The sequence below is a fragment of the Pseudomonas sp. 8 R 14 genome, assembly GCF_900005955.1.
GTDB lineage: Bacteria > Pseudomonadota > Gammaproteobacteria > Pseudomonadales > Pseudomonadaceae > Aquipseudomonas > Aquipseudomonas marginalis.
Genome location: NZ_CVTH01000092.1, coordinates 236,434 through 251,928, shown reverse-complemented (window position 1 = coordinate 251,928; position 15,495 = coordinate 236,434). Strand labels below are relative to the sequence as shown.

Below are 15,495 nucleotides of genomic sequence, written 5' to 3'. Positions count from 1 at the left end.
TCGAAATCGGCTGGATGGCGACTTTATCACGAGCCGGCGTTGATCCTGGTCAAGATGCCGCAGGCAAGTGAGGTTGATGCTGTAGGCATACACGTCATCCGAGGATTCGCCATGAGCAGCACCTTCTTCATTCCCGCCGTCAACATCATGGGCACCGACTGCCTCGACGAAGCCATGAACGCCATTCGCAACTACGGTTTTCGCAAAGCGCTGATCGTCACCGACGCAGGCCTGGCCAAGGCGGGCGTGGCCAGCATGATCGCCGAGAAGTTGGCGATGCAGGACATCGATTCGGTGGTCTACGACGGCGCCAAGCCCAACCCCAATGTGGAAAACGTCGAGAAAGGCCTGGCGTTGCTGCAGCAGAGCGCCTGCGATTTCGTAGTGTCCCTGGGCGGCGGTTCGCCCCATGACTGTGCCAAGGGCATCGCCCTGTGCGCCACCAACGGCGGGCATATCAGCGACTACGAAGGCGTCGACCAATCCAGCAAGCCGCAGATGCCCTTGGTGGCGATCAACACCACCGCCGGCACCGCCAGCGAGATGACGCGTTTCTGCATCATCACCGACGAAACCCGCCACGTGAAAATGGCTATCGTCGACCGCAACGTCACGCCACTGCTGTCGGTCAACGACCCGAGTCTGATGGTCGGCATGCCCAAGGGCCTCACCGCCGCCACCGGCATGGACGCCCTGACCCACGCCATCGAAGCCTACGTGTCCACGGCGGCCACTCCGATCACTGACGCCTGCGCGATCAAGGCCATCGAACTGATCAGCGCCAACCTGCGCCTGGCCGTACGCGACGGCAGCGACAAGGCCGCGCGGGAAAACATGGCCTATGCCCAGTTCCTCGCAGGCATGGCGTTCAACAATGCCTCCCTGGGTTTCGTGCATGCCATGGCCCACCAACTCGGCGGTCTCTACGACCTGCCTCACGGCGTGTGCAACGCGGTGCTGCTGCCCCATGTGCAAAGCTTCAATGCCAGCGTCAGTGCCAAGCGCTTGAGCGATGTCGGCCGCGCGCTGGGCGCGGACACCCAGGGTATTACTGTGGAAGAGGGGGCTCAGGCGGCCATCGCGGCTATTCGAGCGTTGTCCCAGGACGTTGAAATCCCCGCCGGCCTGCGCGAACTGGGGGCCAAGTTGCAGGACATTCCGCTGCTGGCTACCAATGCATTGAAGGACGCGTGCGGGCTGACCAACCCACGGCGCGCCGATCAGCGTCAGATTGAGGAGATCTTTCGCAGCGCGTTCTGATCTGTCCGGCAACTGGCGGCACATATAAATGCGCCGCCAGCCAACGCCACGCACAAGAGCGCCAATGGCCATGCCTGCTGACTCACCAGCAGGCTTGCTACGCCGCCGATCAACGCCGCCATCAACTGATGCATGAAGCCGCTCAAGGCGATGGCATAGGAACCGCCGACCGACGACTGATCATTAGCCAGTGACAAACTGATGGGGTAACTCATCGATTGCCCAAATATCGCCAGGCAATAGGGCAGCCACAACAACAGCGCGATCCCGCTGGCAAACACACTGCCCAACAGCATCAGCGCCGCTCCCGTTAACGCCAGCCCCACGCCCCAGCTCATCATCGTCAACCGCCCCATCCGCGCGACGAAGCGGTTGACCATCAACGCCCCCGCCAGATAGGCCCCGCTGATCGGCCACCCCAGCCAGCCGTACTGCGCCGCGCTCCACTCGAAACGCCCTTGCAGTATCAGCGGTGCACAGGTGTTGAAGGCAATGATCACCCCATAGCCCAGCCCACCGGCCAATGCTGCGTGTAGAAAGGGGGGATGACGCACAATCGTGGTGTAGATCCGCCAGGCTGAGTCTGGCGAATCAGCCTTCTTCGCTGACGGAAACACCACGCTTTGCAACACAGCAATCAACGTGACAGCACTTATTGCCAACCCATAGAAAATGGCCTTCCAGCCGAAGGCTGCCTGCAACAGCGACCCCATGAACTGGCCGATACCTAGCGCGATCACAAACGTCATCCCCAGCCACGACAACCCCCTGGCCAAAAGCGCCCCGCTGAAACTGTCCCGCACCAACACCCTGGCCATGACCGCGACTCCACCCGCCCCCAAACCCTGAATCAGCCGTAATGACAAAAAAGATTCGACGTTAAATGCCGATGGAATCGCCGCGCTTGCCGAGGCATATATCGCCAGCGCCGCCAACAGGACCGGCTTTCTGCCAAAACGCTCCCCCAGGCTGCCCCAGAGCAACATCGGCAGCGCCATGCCCATCAGGTACACCGCCAGGGCCAGTGCGACGTAGTCCTCGGCGGCGAGCAGGGACTGGGCGATGACCGGCACAGCGGGCAAATAGCTGCTAATGCCGACTTGGGCGAGGAAGGCGGCGCAGCAAGCGAGGGCGAGACGGGTGGTGTTTTTCAAGGGGCGGCGTCCTGCGCCTTAAGTTCTGCGTACGTCATCGTAAATGGCTTCCTCTGTATAGATACGAACAATGATTAAAACTTATGCTCACTGAGATGTAAGAGTGCGTATGTGGCGGTTGGGTATAGTTGATGCGCAATTTATTTTGCGTCTTTGTGTTCCTGTATTAAGTCTTTCAACTTTGAATAAAGCAATGATCTCCAAATGCTGACAGGTCGTGGCAGTTATCCTGATAAAGGAAGAGTCCGTAACCCGCTTTCAAATAGAGCAGGCTATCAATGTCTGCTAATCCCTTATGCTGTATGCGCCGTCTGCGAAGTAAGCGAAATTTTTACGTTTTTTGCCTAAGTCTTCGATCCGGCACGTGTCATTGTGAGGCGCTATTTTTACTTCTATTTCATCTGCGCACGAGGCTTTAACAGGCCGAGATATGACGTCGTGCAGAAGTGATAGGGTTTTCGCTCATGTTTATCGATAAGTTGGTTGTTGTCTTGAGCTTTTACATTGAGTTCGCAAATTCGACCTGACTGTGATGTCGGCCTGATCTATTGGTTTCTTGTAGTTTGTTGACTGGGTTTTTGATTGCATATTCCTCACTTGCTTTACCTGTCCTTGGGTAAGGCAGGAACAGTAAATGGAAGTTTTTGATAGGGTAAGTCAGATATTTCCCATGCGGGCTACTCTGGATGGACATTTTGTTGTGAGTAAGTTCCTACATTTTGTAAGTTCCAATGGACATCCAGCCGATGGGTGAATGAAAGCAGTGGGGGGCGTTCGCGTTTTGTTGAGGTCGTATCCCGCAGGATTGAGTAAGGTGTCCACTTACCGGCCGGATGTGACGATGGCCTTCAAGGACCTGTCTCTTGGGTAGTCGAAACCAAATGGATGAAGGGAGTACTTGATGAGAGTTCTGTTATTCGGTGCCACCGGCATGGTCGGCCAGGGCGTCCTGCGCGAGTGCCTGCTGGCCGCTGACGTACAGGAAGTCGTCGCCGTCGGCCGCACGCCCCTGACCCGGGAACACGGCAAGTTGCATCAGGTGTTGCACAGCGACATGCTGGATTTCCAACCCCTGGAAAACCTGCTGCAAGGGTTTGACGCGTGTTTCTTCTGCCTCGGCGTCTCCTCGGCGGGCCTGAATGAAATCAAGTACACCCACCTCACTTATGACCTGACCCTCGTCGCCGCCAGCACCCTGGCGCGGCTTAATCCGCAAATGACGTTCATCTACGTGTCCGGCGCCGGTACCGACAGCTCCGAGGCGGGCAAGTCGATGTGGGCGCGGGTCAAGGGCAAGACCGAGAATGCCCTGCTGCGCCTGCCGTTCAAGGCGGTGTACCTGTTCCGGCCGGGGATCATTCAGCCGCTGCACGGTGTGCGCTCGAAGACGCCGTTGTATCAAGCCTTCTATTCCGTGCTCGGGCCAGTGCTGTCGTTGGTGCGTCGGGTCAAGCCGGGCTGGGTGGTGAGCACGGAGACTGTCGGCCGGGCGATGCTCGCGGCGGTGCGCCATGGCGCGCCGCAATCGGTTGTGGAACAGGCCGAGATCAATCGCCTGGCGTCCGAGCGCGCCTGATGTTGCACAAGAGCCTGGTGCGTCGCCTTGACTTGATCACCCTGCAGCTGTTCGTCGCGGTGTTCGAAGAGGGCACCCTGACCCGCGCCGCCGCCCGCGAAGCCATCGCCGTGTCGGCAGCCAGCAAGCGTTTGATGGAGCTGGAGCAGGTGCTGGGGGTGAGCCTGTTCGTGCGACGGGCCAAGGGCATGGACCTCACCGCCGCCGGCGAAACCCTGCTGCATCATGCCCGGCAGATGCTGTTCAACGTGGAAAAAATGGGCCTGGAGCTTGGCGAGCACAGCCACGGCGTGCGCGGTTACGTGCGGATGCTGGCCAATCTCTCGGCGATTATTCAGTTTCTTCCAGAAGACTTGCGGGATTTTTCCGAGCTGCACCCTGAAGTGAAAACCGACCTTGAAGAGCGCCCCAGCAATGGCGTGGTGCAAGGTGTGCTGGATGGGGTGGCGGACCTGGGGATCTGCTCCAGTGATACCGACACCAAGGGCCTGCCCAGCGTGACCTATCGCCACGACAAACTGGTGGTATTGATGCCGGCGGATCACCCGTTGGCGCCGCGCGAAAGCCTGGCCTTCGCCGAGACCCTGGACAGTGACTACGTGGGCCTGCACGCCGCCAGCTCGATCAACATGCGCACCCACGCCGCCGCGCGCGAGGCCGGCAAGACACTGCGCCTGCGTATTCATGTGCCGGGCTTTGATGCGATGTGCCGGATGGTCCAGGCGAACATGGGCATCGGCATCCTGCCGCTGAAGGCCTATGAGTTGTTTGGCCGTGCCCTGGGCCTGCATGCCGTGCCACTGACCGATGCCTGGTCGGACCGCAGTTTGATCCTGGTGGTGCGCGATGAGGCGCAGTTGTCACCCGTGAGCCGGCTGCTGTTCGATTACCTGAGCGTTCGCATTCAGCGAACGCTCCTTGCCAACTGACGGTTGGATTTTTCCTGTCCCTGTCCTCTAGCCTTGGCTGCACATTCCAAGAATAAGAGGTACACCCCATGACGGCTCCCTTGAGCGGTATCAAGGTGATCGAGATCGGCACGCTGATTGCCGCGCCGTTCGCCGCCCGGCTGATGGCCGAGTTCGGTGCCGAGGTGATCAAGATCGAAGCCCTGGGGCAGGGCGATCCACTTCGTAAATGGCGAAAGCTGCATGAAGGCACCTCGCTGTGGTGGTACCTGCAATCGCGCAACAAGAAATCCCTGGCGCTGGACCTCAAGTCCGCTGAAGGCCTGGACCTGATCAAGCAGCTGCTCGGCGACGCCGATGTGCTGATCGAAAACCTGCGCCCCGGTGGCCTGGAAAAACTCGGCCTGGGCTGGGACGTACTGCACGCGCTCAACCCCAAGCTGACCCTGGTGCGTATCTCCGGCTACGGCCAGACCGGCCCGTACCGCGACCGCCCTGGTTTCGGTGCCATCGGCGAAGCCATGGGCGGGATTCGCTACACCACCGGCAACCCCGATTCGCCCCCGGCTCGGGTCGGCGTCAGCCTCGGCGACTCCCTGGCGTCGTTGCATGGCGTGATCGGCGCGCTGATGGCGTTGTTACGGGTCAAGACCGGCCAGGGCGACGGGCAGATTGTCGATGTGTCCCTGGCGGAAAGCGTGTTCAACCTGATGGAAAGCCTGGTGCCCGAATACGACATGCTCGGCCACGTGCGTGAGCGCAGCGGCGGTGCCTTGCCCGGTATCGCACCTTCGAATACCTACCTGACCGCCGACGGTGCCTATGTGGTGATCGCCGGTAACAGCGACCCGATCTACAAGCGCCTGATGACCACCATCGGCCGTGCCGACCTGGCCGAAGCCGCCGAATTCGCCCACAACGATGGTCGTGCGGCGAAAAGCGCTTTGCTCGATGCCGCCATCACCCACTGGACCAGCAGCCTGCCTATCGAGCAGGTGCTCAGCGCCCTGGAAGCCGCCGAAGTGCCGGCCGGGCGCATCTACTCCGTGGCCGATATCGTCAGCGACCCGCACTACCAGGCGCGCGACATGTTGCTCAATGCCGAGCTGCCGGGCGGTGTGTCGGTGAAGATGCCCGGCATCGTGCCCAAGCTCTCGGAAACCCCCGGCGCCGTGAACTGGCAGGGCCCGAGCCTGGGCCAGCACACTGATGACATCCTCGGCAGCCTGGGCCTTACGGTTGCCGACATTCAACGCCTGAAAACCTCGGGAGTGGTGCAATGATCACTGACTATTGCGACCCGCTGATCGTGCAGGAAGTGTCCCCGCGCGATGGCCTGCAAATCGAACCGACCTGGGTTGAAACCGCTGACAAGATCGCCCTGATCGACCAGCTTTCCCTGGCCGGGTTTTCGCGGATCGAAGCCGGTTCTTTCGTGTCGCCCAAGGCCATCCCTGCATTGCGCGATGGCGAACACGTGTTCCAGGGCATCGAGCGTAAAGCCGGTGTGATCTACGTTGCGCTGATCCCTAACCTCAAGGGCGCCCAGCGCGCCGTCGAGTCGCGCGCCGATGAACTGAATCTGGTGATGTCGGCCAGCCAGACCCACAACCTGGCGAATATGCGCATGCGGTGCGAGGCGTCGTTGGCGGCATTCGGCGAGATCGTCAGCTTTGCCGCCGGGCACCCGGTACGCCTCAACGGCAGCATCGCCACCACCTTTGGCTGCCCGTTCGAAGGCAGGATCGATGAAGACCGCGTACTGCAACTGGTCGACGCCTATCTGCAACTGGGCATCCAGGGCATCAGCCTTGCCGACACCACCGGCATGGCCAACCCGCGCCAGGTGGAACGCCTGGTCAAGCGCGTGTTGCAACGCGTGCCCGCCAGCGACCTGACCCTGCATTTTCATAACACCCGCGGCCTGGGCCTGTGCAATGTGCTGGCCGCCTACGAAGCCGGGGCACGGCGTTTTGACGCGGCGTTGGGTGGCCTGGGTGGGTGCCCGTTTGCGCCGGGGGCGTCGGGCAATATCTGCACCGAAGACCTGGTCAACCTGTGTGAAGAGGTCGGCATTCACACCGGAGTCGACCTGCCGCACCTGCTGAGCCTGTCCCGCCGCTTGCCGGCCTTGCTGGGCCATGAATTACCCGGCCAGGTGGCCAAGGCCGGGCGCAATTGCGACCTGCATCCGCCGCCGGACTACATCGCCGCCTTGTAACGCCATACCAGACAACAAAAACAATCGGACGCCTGTGAGCAGTCCGCTGGAGAGAAACCATGAGCACTAATACGTTGGAGGCCGGCGCGCGCCCGGCCGCTGAAATCGATGCCGAAAAAGCCCTGGTCAGCAAGGTCGCCTGGCGCCTGATGCCGCTGATCATGGTGTGTTACCTGTTCGCGTTTTTTGACCGCATAAACATCAGCTTTGCCAAGTTCCAGCTGCAGGCCGACCTCAGCCTGAGCGATACCGCCTACGGCCTGGGCGCCGGGTTGTTCGTGGTGGGGTATGTGATCTTTGAAGTGCCGAGCAACATGATGCTGTACAAGGTCGGCGCGCGGCGCTGGATCGCGCGGATCATGATGTCGTGGGGCCTGGCCACGGCGGCCATGGTGTTTGTCACCGCCGAATGGCAGTTCTATGGCCTGCGTTTCATCATCGGTGCGATGGAGGCGGGCTTCGCGCCCGGTGTGCTGTATTACCTGACGTTGTGGTTCCCGCAGCACTTCCGCGGGCGCATTACCTCGATGCTGTTCCTGGCGTCCGCCTTTGCCGGCCTGGTAGGTGCGCCGTTCTCCGGCCTGGTGCTGGAACACCTCGACGGCGTGCTGCAGATGCGCGGCTGGCACTGGCTGTTCCTGCTCGGCGGCTTGCCCTGCATCGGCTTGGGCTTCCTGGTGCTGACCTTGCTCAAGGACCGTATCGAAGATGCGCACTGGCTGACGCCGGCGGAGAAGACCCTGCTATCGAGCCGTATTGCCCGGCATGAGCCGAACACACATGGCGGCTCACTGCTGTCGGCGATCCGCATCCCCGGCTTCCTGATGCTTGGGTTTATCTACTTCCTGATCCAGGTGGCGTCTTACGGCCTCAACTTCTGGGCGCCGCAGCTGATCCGCAGCGCCGGCACCCAAAGCCCGGTGATGATCGGCCTGCTCACCGCGATTCCCTATGTGTGCGGCGCGATCAGCATGGTGGTGATCGGGCGGCTGTCGGACGCGACTGGCGAGCGCCGCAAGTTTGTCTGCGGCTTGGTGGTGCTGGGCGCGGTGGGCTTCTTCAGTGCCGGGATCTTTGCCGATCACACCACCTTCCTGATCATCGCCCTGGGCATGTTGGGCGCCGGCATCATCGCGTCGATCCCGACCTTCTGGACCCTGCCGCCCAAGTTGCTGGCCGGTGCCGGCGCAGGCGCGGCGGGCGGGATTGCGGTGATCAATACCCTCGGGCAGTTCGGTGGGATTGTCAGCCCGGTGATGGTGGGGCGGATCAAGGACCTTACCGGCAGCACCACCCCGGCACTCTATGTGATCGGCGTGTGCGCGTTGTTGGCGGCGGCGCTGCTGCTGTGGGGCCTGCCGCAAAAGCTGCGCACCCTCGACAAGGCCTGATCAGCCGGCGTTTGTCAGCGCTCGGGCCGGTGTGGCGCTGAACTGAATCAACGCCACGCCGCCCATCAACAACAACGCGCCAAGGATTCGGGGCGTTGTCAGTGAGCGCTCGGCCAAGCCAAACAGGCCGAAGTGATCCAGCAGCAGCGACGCGAGAATTTGCCCGGCCATGGCCAGGGCGATAAATCCCGACGCGCCCAGCTTGGGCAGCAGCGTCAACGCCAGCGCGATAAAGCACACGCCAAACGCGCCCCCGGCCCACATCCACAGCGGCGCCTTGGTGATAAATGCGAGGCCGGGCAGCGGCAGGCGCAGCGCCACGATCACCGGCAGCAGCACGAGGATGCTCACCAGCAGCGACGCCAGGGTGGCCCACAACGGATGCCCAAGGCCGCGTCCGAGGTTGGCATTGATCGAACTTTGAAACGGCACTACCGCCCCGGCGATCACCGCCAATAACAAAAAACCGGCCCAATGCAACGTCGTCATGGCGAATCTCCCAGAGGTTTTGCTGGACTCTAGGCTATTCGTCACGCAAATTTAAATTCCAAGTTTTTATACAGAACATGCAGCTGATGAATGATCTGCGCCGCATCGACCTTAACCTGTTGGTGGTCCTTGACGCCTTGCTCAGTGAGCAACACGTCACCCGCGCCGCCGAGCGTTTGCACCTCAGCCAGCCGGCAGTGAGCCACGCGCTGGCGCGCTTGCGCGATTTATTGGGTGACCCGTTGCTGGTACGCCAGGGCGGCATGTTAGTGCCCACGGCCCGTGCCCTGGAGTTGGCGGCGCCATTGGCTGAAGCCCTGGCCCAGGTGCAGGCGCTGCTGGCGCCGAATCGCTTTGACCCGGCATCGGCCAAGCGCCGGTTTCGCGTGGCGATGTCGGACTACAGTGCGGCGATTTTCCTGCCGGGTCTGGTCCGCGTCCTGCGGCGTGAGGCGCCCGGTATCGACCTGCAAATCATCCAGGCCAGCCGCGAAGGCATGGTCGACGGTGTGCTCAATGGTGATCTGGACCTGGCTGCCGGTGTCTTCCCCGACATGCCCGCCGAGCTGCGCACTGCGCCGTTGTTCGAAGAGCATTACACCTGCCTGCTGGACCGCAACAGCCTGCCGCACAACGGTGTGCTCGACCTGCCCACGTATCTGTCGCGTCCCCACGTACTGCTGGAAATGCGCGGCAGCGGCGCGCCGGAAATCGAACGGGCGCTGACGGCGATTCGTGAACGACGGCACGTGGCGATCAGCCTGCCGCACTGGGGCGTGGCGCCGCAGTTGATTGAGGGCACGGACTTGATTCTCACCGTATCGTCGCGAGGCTTGCTGAATATTGATCACCCGCATCTGGTCGCCGTGGCGCCGCCGTTTCATATTCCGTCGTTTACCTTTGAACTGGCGTGGCATGCGCGACGAGGCGGGGATTCGGGGTTGCAGTGGTTGATTGGGCGAGTGCAGGGAGGGTTACAGGGCTGAATGGTTGCTACCAGGATGTCGGTGGCTGGCGACGTGTATGAAAAATTCGCATCACTTGTAATCGTCCATCTCGAATCCGGTAGGGAACGATGTAAGGCCATCGAGGCACTACCCACTCCCGCGTTCCTGGCACTCGACCTTCCTTTCCCACTGCAGGAAATTCAGCGACATGTCCTAGCCCAACCATGATGGCCTGGACGAACTCATGGGCGGCTTTGGGATTTTCCTGCGCAATGTACGCGGCTTCATCATCAAGGTTCTTGAGGGCTGTCCTCAGCCACTCAACCTGCATTGGTGCGCCATTTATCGGCGACGGCTTTTACTTCCGCAGCCGTTGCGAACTCGCCTGCGTCTGCTTCTTTCAATGCTTTTTGAATTTCTTCGATTTGCCACGCTTCGCGCGTCAAATATTCGCGTAATGCATCGACTGCGAGAAAGGATTTGCTGCGCCCGGTCGCCTTGGCGAGACTGGCAAGCGTGGCGGCGATGTCTTCGGGTATGCGTAGGGACATAACAGACATGGGGAGCCTCGATGTAGTGATATGTAGTGCAACATACTACATTGTCATCTCTTCACGATTTACCCCCGTTCGTCAGGGGGATCCGATAAGGAAAATGCTCATGCTCTCAGGCCTCAATCACTTGACCCTGTCGGTCACCGATTTGCAGCGCAGCGTCGGGTTTTACCATGAGTTGTTGCAACTCAAGCTCGAGGCTACTTGGGACTCCGGCGCCTATTTGTCATTGCCGGGCCTATGGCTATGCCTGTCGCTGGATCCGCTGCGCGAGTCGAAGCCAGGGGCCGATTACACCCACTATGCGTTTACAGTCGCAACGAGTGAGTTCGCTGCGCTGGTCTCGCGTCTGCGCGCCGCCAAGGTGCAAGAGTGGCGCGACAATCGCAGCGAAGGTGCCTCGTTCTATTTCCTCGATCTCGACGGCCATAAGCTCGAAGCCCATGTCGGCGACCTGGCTTCGCGTCTGTTGGCTTGCCGCGACAATCCCTATGCGGGAATGAAGTTTTACCCATAGCGCAGGAACGTGCAGAATCCGTCCACCTTCCTACGTTTTGTCAGAGTCGCGCCCATGACCCCCTCCTTGCTGCTCGCCGTCCTCGCTTCGGGTTTTATCTACGGTATTACGTCTGGCCCCGGCGTATTGGCGGTGTTTGGCATCGGCGCCGCCCGGGGGCGTCGTGCCGGGGCGGGGTTTCTGTGCGGGCACTTGCTCGGCGATGTGCTGTGGTGCAGTACGGCGCTGATCGCGATTGTGGGCGCGCGGGAAGTCGGCAGCAGCGCGTTCGATGTGCTCGGCGTGCTCAGTGGGCTGTACCTGTTCTGGCTCGGCTGGCGCGCGATTCGTACCCAGCGTCGCAGCAGTGAAGCCCCCCAGGGCGCGGCGCGGCATCCGTTCTGGCACGGCATCCTGTTCGGCTTGACCAACCCCAAGGCGTATCCGGTGGCCGTGGCGACATTTACTGCATTGCTGTCCAGCCGCGCCGAATTGCTGACCTGGTCGATGCTGCCGGCGTTGATCTTCCTGAGCTTCGTCGGTGGCCTGTTGGCCTACGCGATCCTGATCGGCGTGGTCGGTGCCCAGCGGGTGCGCACCGTGTATCAGCGCCATGAAATCCTCATCACCAGGCTCTGCGGCGTGATGTTTATCGGCTTCGCCATCAATGCCCTGGCCCATGCGCTGCCAGGCCTGTTCGGCAGCAAACCCGCCTGACGGGCCACGACCGTTCGTCGCACGGGTAAGTTTTTTCTAAACCTTTGCCGCCCGGAAAATTCGAATTCAGGGCGAGGTGTCTTTCCCCGCACCTATTTTTGCCCTGGAGGAACCCATCATGAGCCGCATGGCTATCCGGTTACGCACCGCCAGTTTCGCGATGCTGCTGGGCCTCGGCGCCAGCAATGCTTTCGCCCAGTCGCCTGCTGAATTCATCGAGCAGGCTTCGGCCAAAGGCATGGCCGATATCGAAACCAGTCGCATGGCCCACGCCAAGACCTCGTCCCAGGAAATCAAGGACTACACCATCGAGGTGATCAACGAGCGCACCCTGGCCAACCAGCATTTGGCGGCGATCGCCAAGAAGCTCGACCTGCCAGTGGCCCCACGGGAGAAGATCGTCGACAAGGCCGAAACCCTGATGCCCGAACTCAAGGACGGCGACTCCTTCGACGCGGCCTACACCGCGCAGCAAGTGAAGGAAAACGAAGACGCCATTGCCCTGTTCAAGCGCGAAGGGGCGGCCTCGGATGTGCCGGAAATCAAGGCACTGGTGGATGAGACGCTGCCCAGGCTGGAAGAACGTCTGCAAAAGGCCCGAGCCCTGGCCTCGACCTACGGTAAGGGCCATCAAGGCGACGGTTGAGCCCTTCGCTTGATATGAAAAACGGCGGTTGGATCATGTCCAACCGCCGTTTTTTTACGCCTGGTTCAGGTCGGTTTTGTTCGGGGCCGCGTCATCGGCCGCGTGGCCGCAACTGCTGTTCAGGCTTACGGTGCCGGTGTTGCCGATGCTGCGGTATTCCTGGCGCAGTTTTTCCAGCTCCTTGCGGTCCAGGCCATCCAGGCTCAGCACGGCGTTCTGCGCATCCTTGGAGACCCGCAGCAGTTCATCGATCTTGATGTGCAGGATGTCGTTATCGCGGTTTTGCGTGTTCTGGATCAGGAACACCATCAGGAAGGTGATGATGGTGGTCGAAGTGTTGATGATCAACTGCCAGGTGTCGTTGTAGTGGAAGTACGGACCGCTCAAGCTCCACAGGAAAATCAACGCGACCGCCGCATAGAACGTCCGGGCACTGCCTGCCCAACGGGACAGGGATTGTGAGACTGCAGAGAATTTCATGACCGTTTTCCTTAAAGGTGAGTGATGAAAATACTGACCACAGGCACGCTCTGAAATTTCTTTTTACAACTTAGGGTGTGAACAACATTGTGCGTTTTCTGCAGGGTTCTTAGGAGTGAGCCTACGGCGCTCTGCAGCGATAGGCGCAAGACTGGGTTTTTATGCGGAAATTCCCATGCACGCTGATACCGCCTGCGACCTGCCTACGTTTTATCACCAGACCGAAGATCATTATTTCGCCGCGACGTGCTCGCAGCATCGCCACTACAACGCTTGTATCAACGCTTACTTTACCGGCGAATATTTCGACCCGTGGAACCTGCTGTTTATCCGAGTCGGCAGTGCCCCGATGGGGGGGGCTATGGCAGCGCCCCTGGACTTGCTTCGTCGTATCTTTCTGGATACGCGCGTCGTGATTCATGAGGAAAAGGTCGGTGCGGTAGCCGAGGCCCTCATCGGGCTGGGTTTTCAGCCTGCCGAAAAGACCACTGCGATGGTCCTCGATCTGTCGGGCTTTGTTTCATCTACGGATGACCGCTCGGTGCAGATCAGCTTGACTCGGAACCTGGCCCACTGGGCAGTTCCCCTTGGCAATGCGTTTTCGATGGCGCCCGAGGGTGTTGCACGTTATCAAGCCCGGCACCAGCGGGCTCTTGAAGCGGGCCAATCGCTTCACCACTTCATCCTTTCCACCGAGGGGCAGGTGAGGTGTTCGTTGACTTTATCCATGTGGAATGGGGAGGCACGGCTTAGCGATTTCGGCACGCTCGTGGATTTTCGCGCAAGAGGTTATGGCACACGATTGCTTCAAGCCGCCCTTCTTCACGCTGCAAGCCTGGGGGCCCGGCGCTGTTTTCTTGAAGCGACGATGGAGGGGATCTCGCTGTATCGCAAGCTGGGTTTCGAAGGCTTATTCGATTACCAGGCTTTTACTCGGGGGCCGGTTGCAATCGCCTGATCAGAAGCTCATTTTCACCTGGCTGCGGTCCTCAAGCGTCAACAGATACTGCTTGGCGTCGAGTCCTCCGGCAAACCCGGTCAAGGTGCCGGAGGCACCAATCACTCGATGGCACGGCGCAATGATCGAGATAGGATTGCGCCCATTGGCAGCGCCCACGGCACGTACGGCTTTCGGGTTGCCGATCTGCCGGGCGATCTGGCTGTAGCTGCGGGTTTCGCCAAAAGGAATAGTCAGCAGCGCCTGCCAGACCTGCTTCTGAAAGGCGGTACCGGTGAAATCCAGTTCCAGGTCGAATGTGTGGCGAGTCCCCGCAAAGTACTCCTTCAACTGGCGCTCGGTTTCCAACAGCACCGGGCTGTCGTTGGCTTCGTGCAATTGACCCAGGCGCACACGGTTGGCGCGCTCGACTTCCCACAGGATGGCACTGAGCTTGCCATCGCGCGCCACCAGGGTGAGCTCACCGACAGGGGAAGGCATGAGCTTGTATTCGTAAGGCATGAGCGGGCTCCTCGAGGGGCAGTTGTTAAACGCTACAGGCCTACGGTATTGCCATCCGCCGGACTGAACACTACGTTTCTTGCGGTGGAATTCTTACTGGCCTTGGACATTCCAGTAAACCCAGTTGGAATAGTACGGGTACCAGTAGAACCAGGAAATCCTGTAGAGCCCCATGATGACTGAGGCCTCCCCGATGGCGACCAGGGAAATCAGATTGAACAGCGTGACGATTGCAGCGAATACGGTCACGCCTCGGCTGGCATGGCGCCTGGCAAACCCTACGCCGTAGACGGACGCGGCGATTGATCCGAGCGCCAGCCCCAGCCCCAAGGGATACGGAAGCCGCACCAGCGCGACCAGCAGTGGCAACACCAGCACCCAGCCGAGCACTTGGCGCAGTACAGGTGTGGATGTGGGTTGTTTGGGTTCAATCATGGCAATAACCCTGGGGTCGCAAGCTCAATGAAGCGACATCATCACGCTATGGATGCAGTGCCGCATTCAGACTTTGCTCCCGTTGCAGCTACCGATCCTGTTGCAGCACCTTGAGCGCCGCCGACGCGAGGAAGCCGGAGCGGCTTTTTTCCTCCGGGTGGTGCAGTACATATTCATCGATGCGGTTGAGCAGGTAGCCCGGCAATGTGATGTTGAGTTTTTGCGCCTTGCCCAGGTACTTGGTGACATCGATGTCTACAACCGCCCAAGTGCAGCCGGCGTACTGAGGGTTGGCGGCATGCACGGTGACCTTCTGGGCGCTCGGGATCGGCGCGCCGTCTTCCGCGAGGATTTCGAAGTGCCCTTCGATGGCTTCGCGCGCCATGGCCATGGCGTCGTCCAGATCGTCACCGGCAGAGTAGCAACCGGGAATATCCGGGACTTCCACGCCCCAGGCGTGATCGTGGTCACCAGTTGAAATTGCGATGGGGTACAGCATGTTCGTTGTTCTCCAGGGACGATTAACTCAACAGAGCTTGTTTCAAAATGCTCTTGGCGGTCTTGTCCAACAGGTCTTTCTTTGGATGGGGGATCGTCACCAAGCCAGGCTTCGTCGGGTGCTTGAAGTGGTGATGACTGCCTCTGATGCGCACCAGATACCAGCCGTCTGCGACGATGTGACCTATCAAGTATCGGCTATCCACAGCACCTCCTTGTGGTGTGTGTTGGTGGTGACTATAACCACTGAAAATAAATTATCAA

The 15,495-nt window shown here is 60.3% G+C and carries 20 protein-coding genes; 11 read left to right on the top strand and 9 right to left on the bottom strand.

The features are described from left to right. Positions 1–111: 111 nt before the first annotated feature. Positions 112–1,260: an L-threonine dehydrogenase gene (yiaY, locus tag BFQ01_RS30775; protein WP_065928250.1), complete on the top strand. Its 1,149-nt coding sequence runs from the start codon at positions 112–114 to the stop codon at positions 1,258–1,260. On the opposite strand, the gene BFQ01_RS30770 is transcribed toward yiaY, so the two are convergent. After that, on the bottom strand, positions 1,227–2,414 hold the full coding sequence (locus BFQ01_RS30770) for an MFS transporter (protein WP_065928249.1): 1,188 nt from the start codon (positions 2,412–2,414) through the stop codon (positions 1,227–1,229). The genes yiaY and BFQ01_RS30770 overlap by 34 nt on opposite strands. A gap of 901 nt (positions 2,415–3,315) precedes the next feature. Here BFQ01_RS30770 and BFQ01_RS30765 point away from each other — a divergent pair. The 5 genes from BFQ01_RS30765 (at position 3,316) to BFQ01_RS30745 (ending at position 8,510) form a co-directional block, all read left to right on the top strand. Then, entirely contained in the window at positions 3,316–3,990 is a 675-nt protein-coding gene (locus BFQ01_RS30765) for an NAD(P)H-binding protein (protein ID WP_065928248.1), read from the top strand. Continuing rightward, positions 3,990–4,919 (top strand): LysR family transcriptional regulator, encoded by a 930-nt coding sequence (locus tag BFQ01_RS30760; RefSeq protein ID WP_065928247.1) that lies wholly within the window; start codon positions 3,990–3,992, stop codon positions 4,917–4,919. Before BFQ01_RS30765 ends, BFQ01_RS30760 begins: the two co-directional genes overlap by 1 nt. A gap of 68 nt (positions 4,920–4,987) precedes the next feature. Beyond that, positions 4,988–6,181, top strand: coding sequence for a CaiB/BaiF CoA transferase family protein (locus BFQ01_RS30755; RefSeq protein WP_065928246.1), 1,194 nt, complete (start codon positions 4,988–4,990; stop codon positions 6,179–6,181). Then, positions 6,178–7,119, top strand: coding sequence for a hydroxymethylglutaryl-CoA lyase (locus BFQ01_RS30750; protein WP_065928245.1), 942 nt, complete (start codon positions 6,178–6,180; stop codon positions 7,117–7,119). The genes BFQ01_RS30755 and BFQ01_RS30750 overlap by 4 nt, the downstream gene beginning before the upstream one ends. A gap of 59 nt (positions 7,120–7,178) precedes the next feature. Then, complete coding sequence (locus BFQ01_RS30745; protein ID WP_065928244.1) at positions 7,179–8,510, top strand: MFS transporter; 1,332 nt, start codon at positions 7,179–7,181, stop codon at positions 8,508–8,510. On the opposite strand, the gene BFQ01_RS30740 is transcribed toward BFQ01_RS30745, so the two are convergent. Beyond that, on the bottom strand, positions 8,511–8,999 hold the full coding sequence (locus BFQ01_RS30740) for a DMT family transporter (protein WP_065928243.1): 489 nt from the start codon (positions 8,997–8,999) through the stop codon (positions 8,511–8,513). A 77-nt stretch (positions 9,000–9,076) separates the two neighbouring features. On the opposite strand from BFQ01_RS30740, the gene BFQ01_RS30735 reads away from it, so the two are divergent. Next, entirely contained in the window at positions 9,077–9,985 is a 909-nt protein-coding gene (locus tag BFQ01_RS30735) for a LysR family transcriptional regulator (RefSeq protein WP_256097803.1), read from the top strand. Positions 9,986–9,992: 7 nt separating this feature from the next. On the opposite strand, the gene BFQ01_RS32040 is transcribed toward BFQ01_RS30735, so the two are convergent. After that, positions 9,993–10,277 carry a type II toxin-antitoxin system RelE/ParE family toxin gene (locus BFQ01_RS32040; protein WP_074844384.1) on the bottom strand — a complete coding sequence of 95 codons (285 nt, stop codon included), beginning with the start codon at positions 10,275–10,277 and terminating at the stop codon, positions 9,993–9,995. Beyond that, positions 10,267–10,506: a CopG family ribbon-helix-helix protein gene (locus BFQ01_RS30730; protein WP_065928241.1), complete on the bottom strand. Its 240-nt coding sequence runs from the start codon at positions 10,504–10,506 to the stop codon at positions 10,267–10,269. The genes BFQ01_RS32040 and BFQ01_RS30730 overlap by 11 nt, the downstream gene beginning before the upstream one ends. A gap of 100 nt (positions 10,507–10,606) precedes the next feature. Between BFQ01_RS30730 and fos the strand changes: the two genes are divergently transcribed. The 3 genes from fos (at position 10,607) to BFQ01_RS30715 (ending at position 12,359) form a co-directional block, all read left to right on the top strand. Next, complete coding sequence (gene fos, locus BFQ01_RS30725; protein ID WP_065928240.1) at positions 10,607–11,017, top strand: fosfomycin resistance glutathione transferase; 411 nt, start codon at positions 10,607–10,609, stop codon at positions 11,015–11,017. 54 nt (positions 11,018–11,071) lie between these two features. Further along, positions 11,072–11,713: a LysE family translocator gene (locus BFQ01_RS30720; RefSeq protein ID WP_065928239.1), complete on the top strand. Its 642-nt coding sequence runs from the start codon at positions 11,072–11,074 to the stop codon at positions 11,711–11,713. 118 nt (positions 11,714–11,831) lie between these two features. Beyond that, positions 11,832–12,359, top strand: coding sequence for a DUF4142 domain-containing protein (locus tag BFQ01_RS30715; protein ID WP_064451275.1), 528 nt, complete (start codon positions 11,832–11,834; stop codon positions 12,357–12,359). A 54-nt stretch (positions 12,360–12,413) separates the two neighbouring features. On the opposite strand, the gene BFQ01_RS30710 is transcribed toward BFQ01_RS30715, so the two are convergent. Beyond that, the gene (locus tag BFQ01_RS30710) at positions 12,414–12,839 is read right to left on the bottom strand and encodes a low affinity iron permease family protein (protein WP_027604355.1); all 426 of its coding nucleotides are present in this window, start codon (positions 12,837–12,839) and stop codon (positions 12,414–12,416) included. A 175-nt stretch (positions 12,840–13,014) separates the two neighbouring features. On the opposite strand from BFQ01_RS30710, the gene BFQ01_RS30705 reads away from it, so the two are divergent. After that, positions 13,015–13,797 carry a GNAT family N-acetyltransferase gene (locus BFQ01_RS30705; protein WP_065928238.1) on the top strand — a complete coding sequence of 261 codons (783 nt, stop codon included), beginning with the start codon at positions 13,015–13,017 and terminating at the stop codon, positions 13,795–13,797. On the opposite strand, the gene BFQ01_RS30700 is transcribed toward BFQ01_RS30705, so the two are convergent. The 4 genes from BFQ01_RS30700 to BFQ01_RS30685 form a co-directional block, all read right to left on the bottom strand. Continuing rightward, positions 13,798–14,298, bottom strand: coding sequence for a methylated-DNA--[protein]-cysteine S-methyltransferase (locus BFQ01_RS30700; RefSeq protein ID WP_065928237.1), 501 nt, complete (start codon positions 14,296–14,298; stop codon positions 13,798–13,800). A 93-nt stretch (positions 14,299–14,391) separates the two neighbouring features. Further along, positions 14,392–14,733 carry a hypothetical protein gene (locus BFQ01_RS30695; RefSeq protein ID WP_065928236.1) on the bottom strand — a complete coding sequence of 114 codons (342 nt, stop codon included), beginning with the start codon at positions 14,731–14,733 and terminating at the stop codon, positions 14,392–14,394. Between the two features lie 88 nt (positions 14,734–14,821). Beyond that, positions 14,822–15,232, bottom strand: a complete 411-nt coding sequence (locus BFQ01_RS30690; protein ID WP_027604351.1) for a type II toxin-antitoxin system HicB family antitoxin — start codon at positions 15,230–15,232, stop codon at positions 14,822–14,824. A 22-nt stretch (positions 15,233–15,254) separates the two neighbouring features. Continuing rightward, positions 15,255–15,437: a type II toxin-antitoxin system HicA family toxin gene (locus BFQ01_RS30685; protein ID WP_003189411.1), complete on the bottom strand. Its 183-nt coding sequence runs from the start codon at positions 15,435–15,437 to the stop codon at positions 15,255–15,257. Positions 15,438–15,495 lie beyond the last annotated feature (58 nt).

Excerpts from the sequence above, each read along its gene's own strand:
- yiaY (WP_065928250.1), top strand. The coding sequence starts at position 112 with ATGAGCAGCACCTTCTTCATTCCCGCCGTCAACATCATGGGCACCGAC.
- BFQ01_RS30765 (WP_065928248.1), top strand. The coding sequence starts at position 3,316 with ATGAGAGTTCTGTTATTCGGTGCCACCGGCATGGTCGGCCAGGGCGTC.
- BFQ01_RS30760 (WP_065928247.1), top strand. The coding sequence starts at position 3,990 with ATGTTGCACAAGAGCCTGGTGCGTCGCCTTGACTTGATCACCCTGCAG.
- BFQ01_RS30755 (WP_065928246.1), top strand. The coding sequence starts at position 4,988 with ATGACGGCTCCCTTGAGCGGTATCAAGGTGATCGAGATCGGCACGCTG.
- BFQ01_RS30750 (WP_065928245.1), top strand. The coding sequence starts at position 6,178 with ATGATCACTGACTATTGCGACCCGCTGATCGTGCAGGAAGTGTCCCCG.
- BFQ01_RS30745 (WP_065928244.1), top strand. The coding sequence starts at position 7,179 with ATGAGCACTAATACGTTGGAGGCCGGCGCGCGCCCGGCCGCTGAAATC.
- BFQ01_RS30740 (WP_065928243.1), bottom strand. The coding sequence starts at position 8,999 with ATGACGACGTTGCATTGGGCCGGTTTTTTGTTATTGGCGGTGATCGCC.
- BFQ01_RS30735 (WP_256097803.1), top strand. The coding sequence starts at position 9,077 with ATGCAGCTGATGAATGATCTGCGCCGCATCGACCTTAACCTGTTGGTG.
- BFQ01_RS32040 (WP_074844384.1), bottom strand. The coding sequence starts at position 10,277 with ATGCAGGTTGAGTGGCTGAGGACAGCCCTCAAGAACCTTGATGATGAA.
- BFQ01_RS30730 (WP_065928241.1), bottom strand. The coding sequence starts at position 10,506 with ATGTCTGTTATGTCCCTACGCATACCCGAAGACATCGCCGCCACGCTT.
- fos (WP_065928240.1), top strand. The coding sequence starts at position 10,607 with ATGCTCTCAGGCCTCAATCACTTGACCCTGTCGGTCACCGATTTGCAG.
- BFQ01_RS30720 (WP_065928239.1), top strand. The coding sequence starts at position 11,072 with ATGACCCCCTCCTTGCTGCTCGCCGTCCTCGCTTCGGGTTTTATCTAC.
- BFQ01_RS30715 (WP_064451275.1), top strand. The coding sequence starts at position 11,832 with ATGAGCCGCATGGCTATCCGGTTACGCACCGCCAGTTTCGCGATGCTG.
- BFQ01_RS30710 (WP_027604355.1), bottom strand. The coding sequence starts at position 12,839 with ATGAAATTCTCTGCAGTCTCACAATCCCTGTCCCGTTGGGCAGGCAGT.
- BFQ01_RS30705 (WP_065928238.1), top strand. The coding sequence starts at position 13,015 with ATGCACGCTGATACCGCCTGCGACCTGCCTACGTTTTATCACCAGACC.
- BFQ01_RS30700 (WP_065928237.1), bottom strand. The coding sequence starts at position 14,298 with ATGCCTTACGAATACAAGCTCATGCCTTCCCCTGTCGGTGAGCTCACC.
- BFQ01_RS30695 (WP_065928236.1), bottom strand. The coding sequence starts at position 14,733 with ATGATTGAACCCAAACAACCCACATCCACACCTGTACTGCGCCAAGTG.
- BFQ01_RS30690 (WP_027604351.1), bottom strand. The coding sequence starts at position 15,232 with ATGCTGTACCCCATCGCAATTTCAACTGGTGACCACGATCACGCCTGG.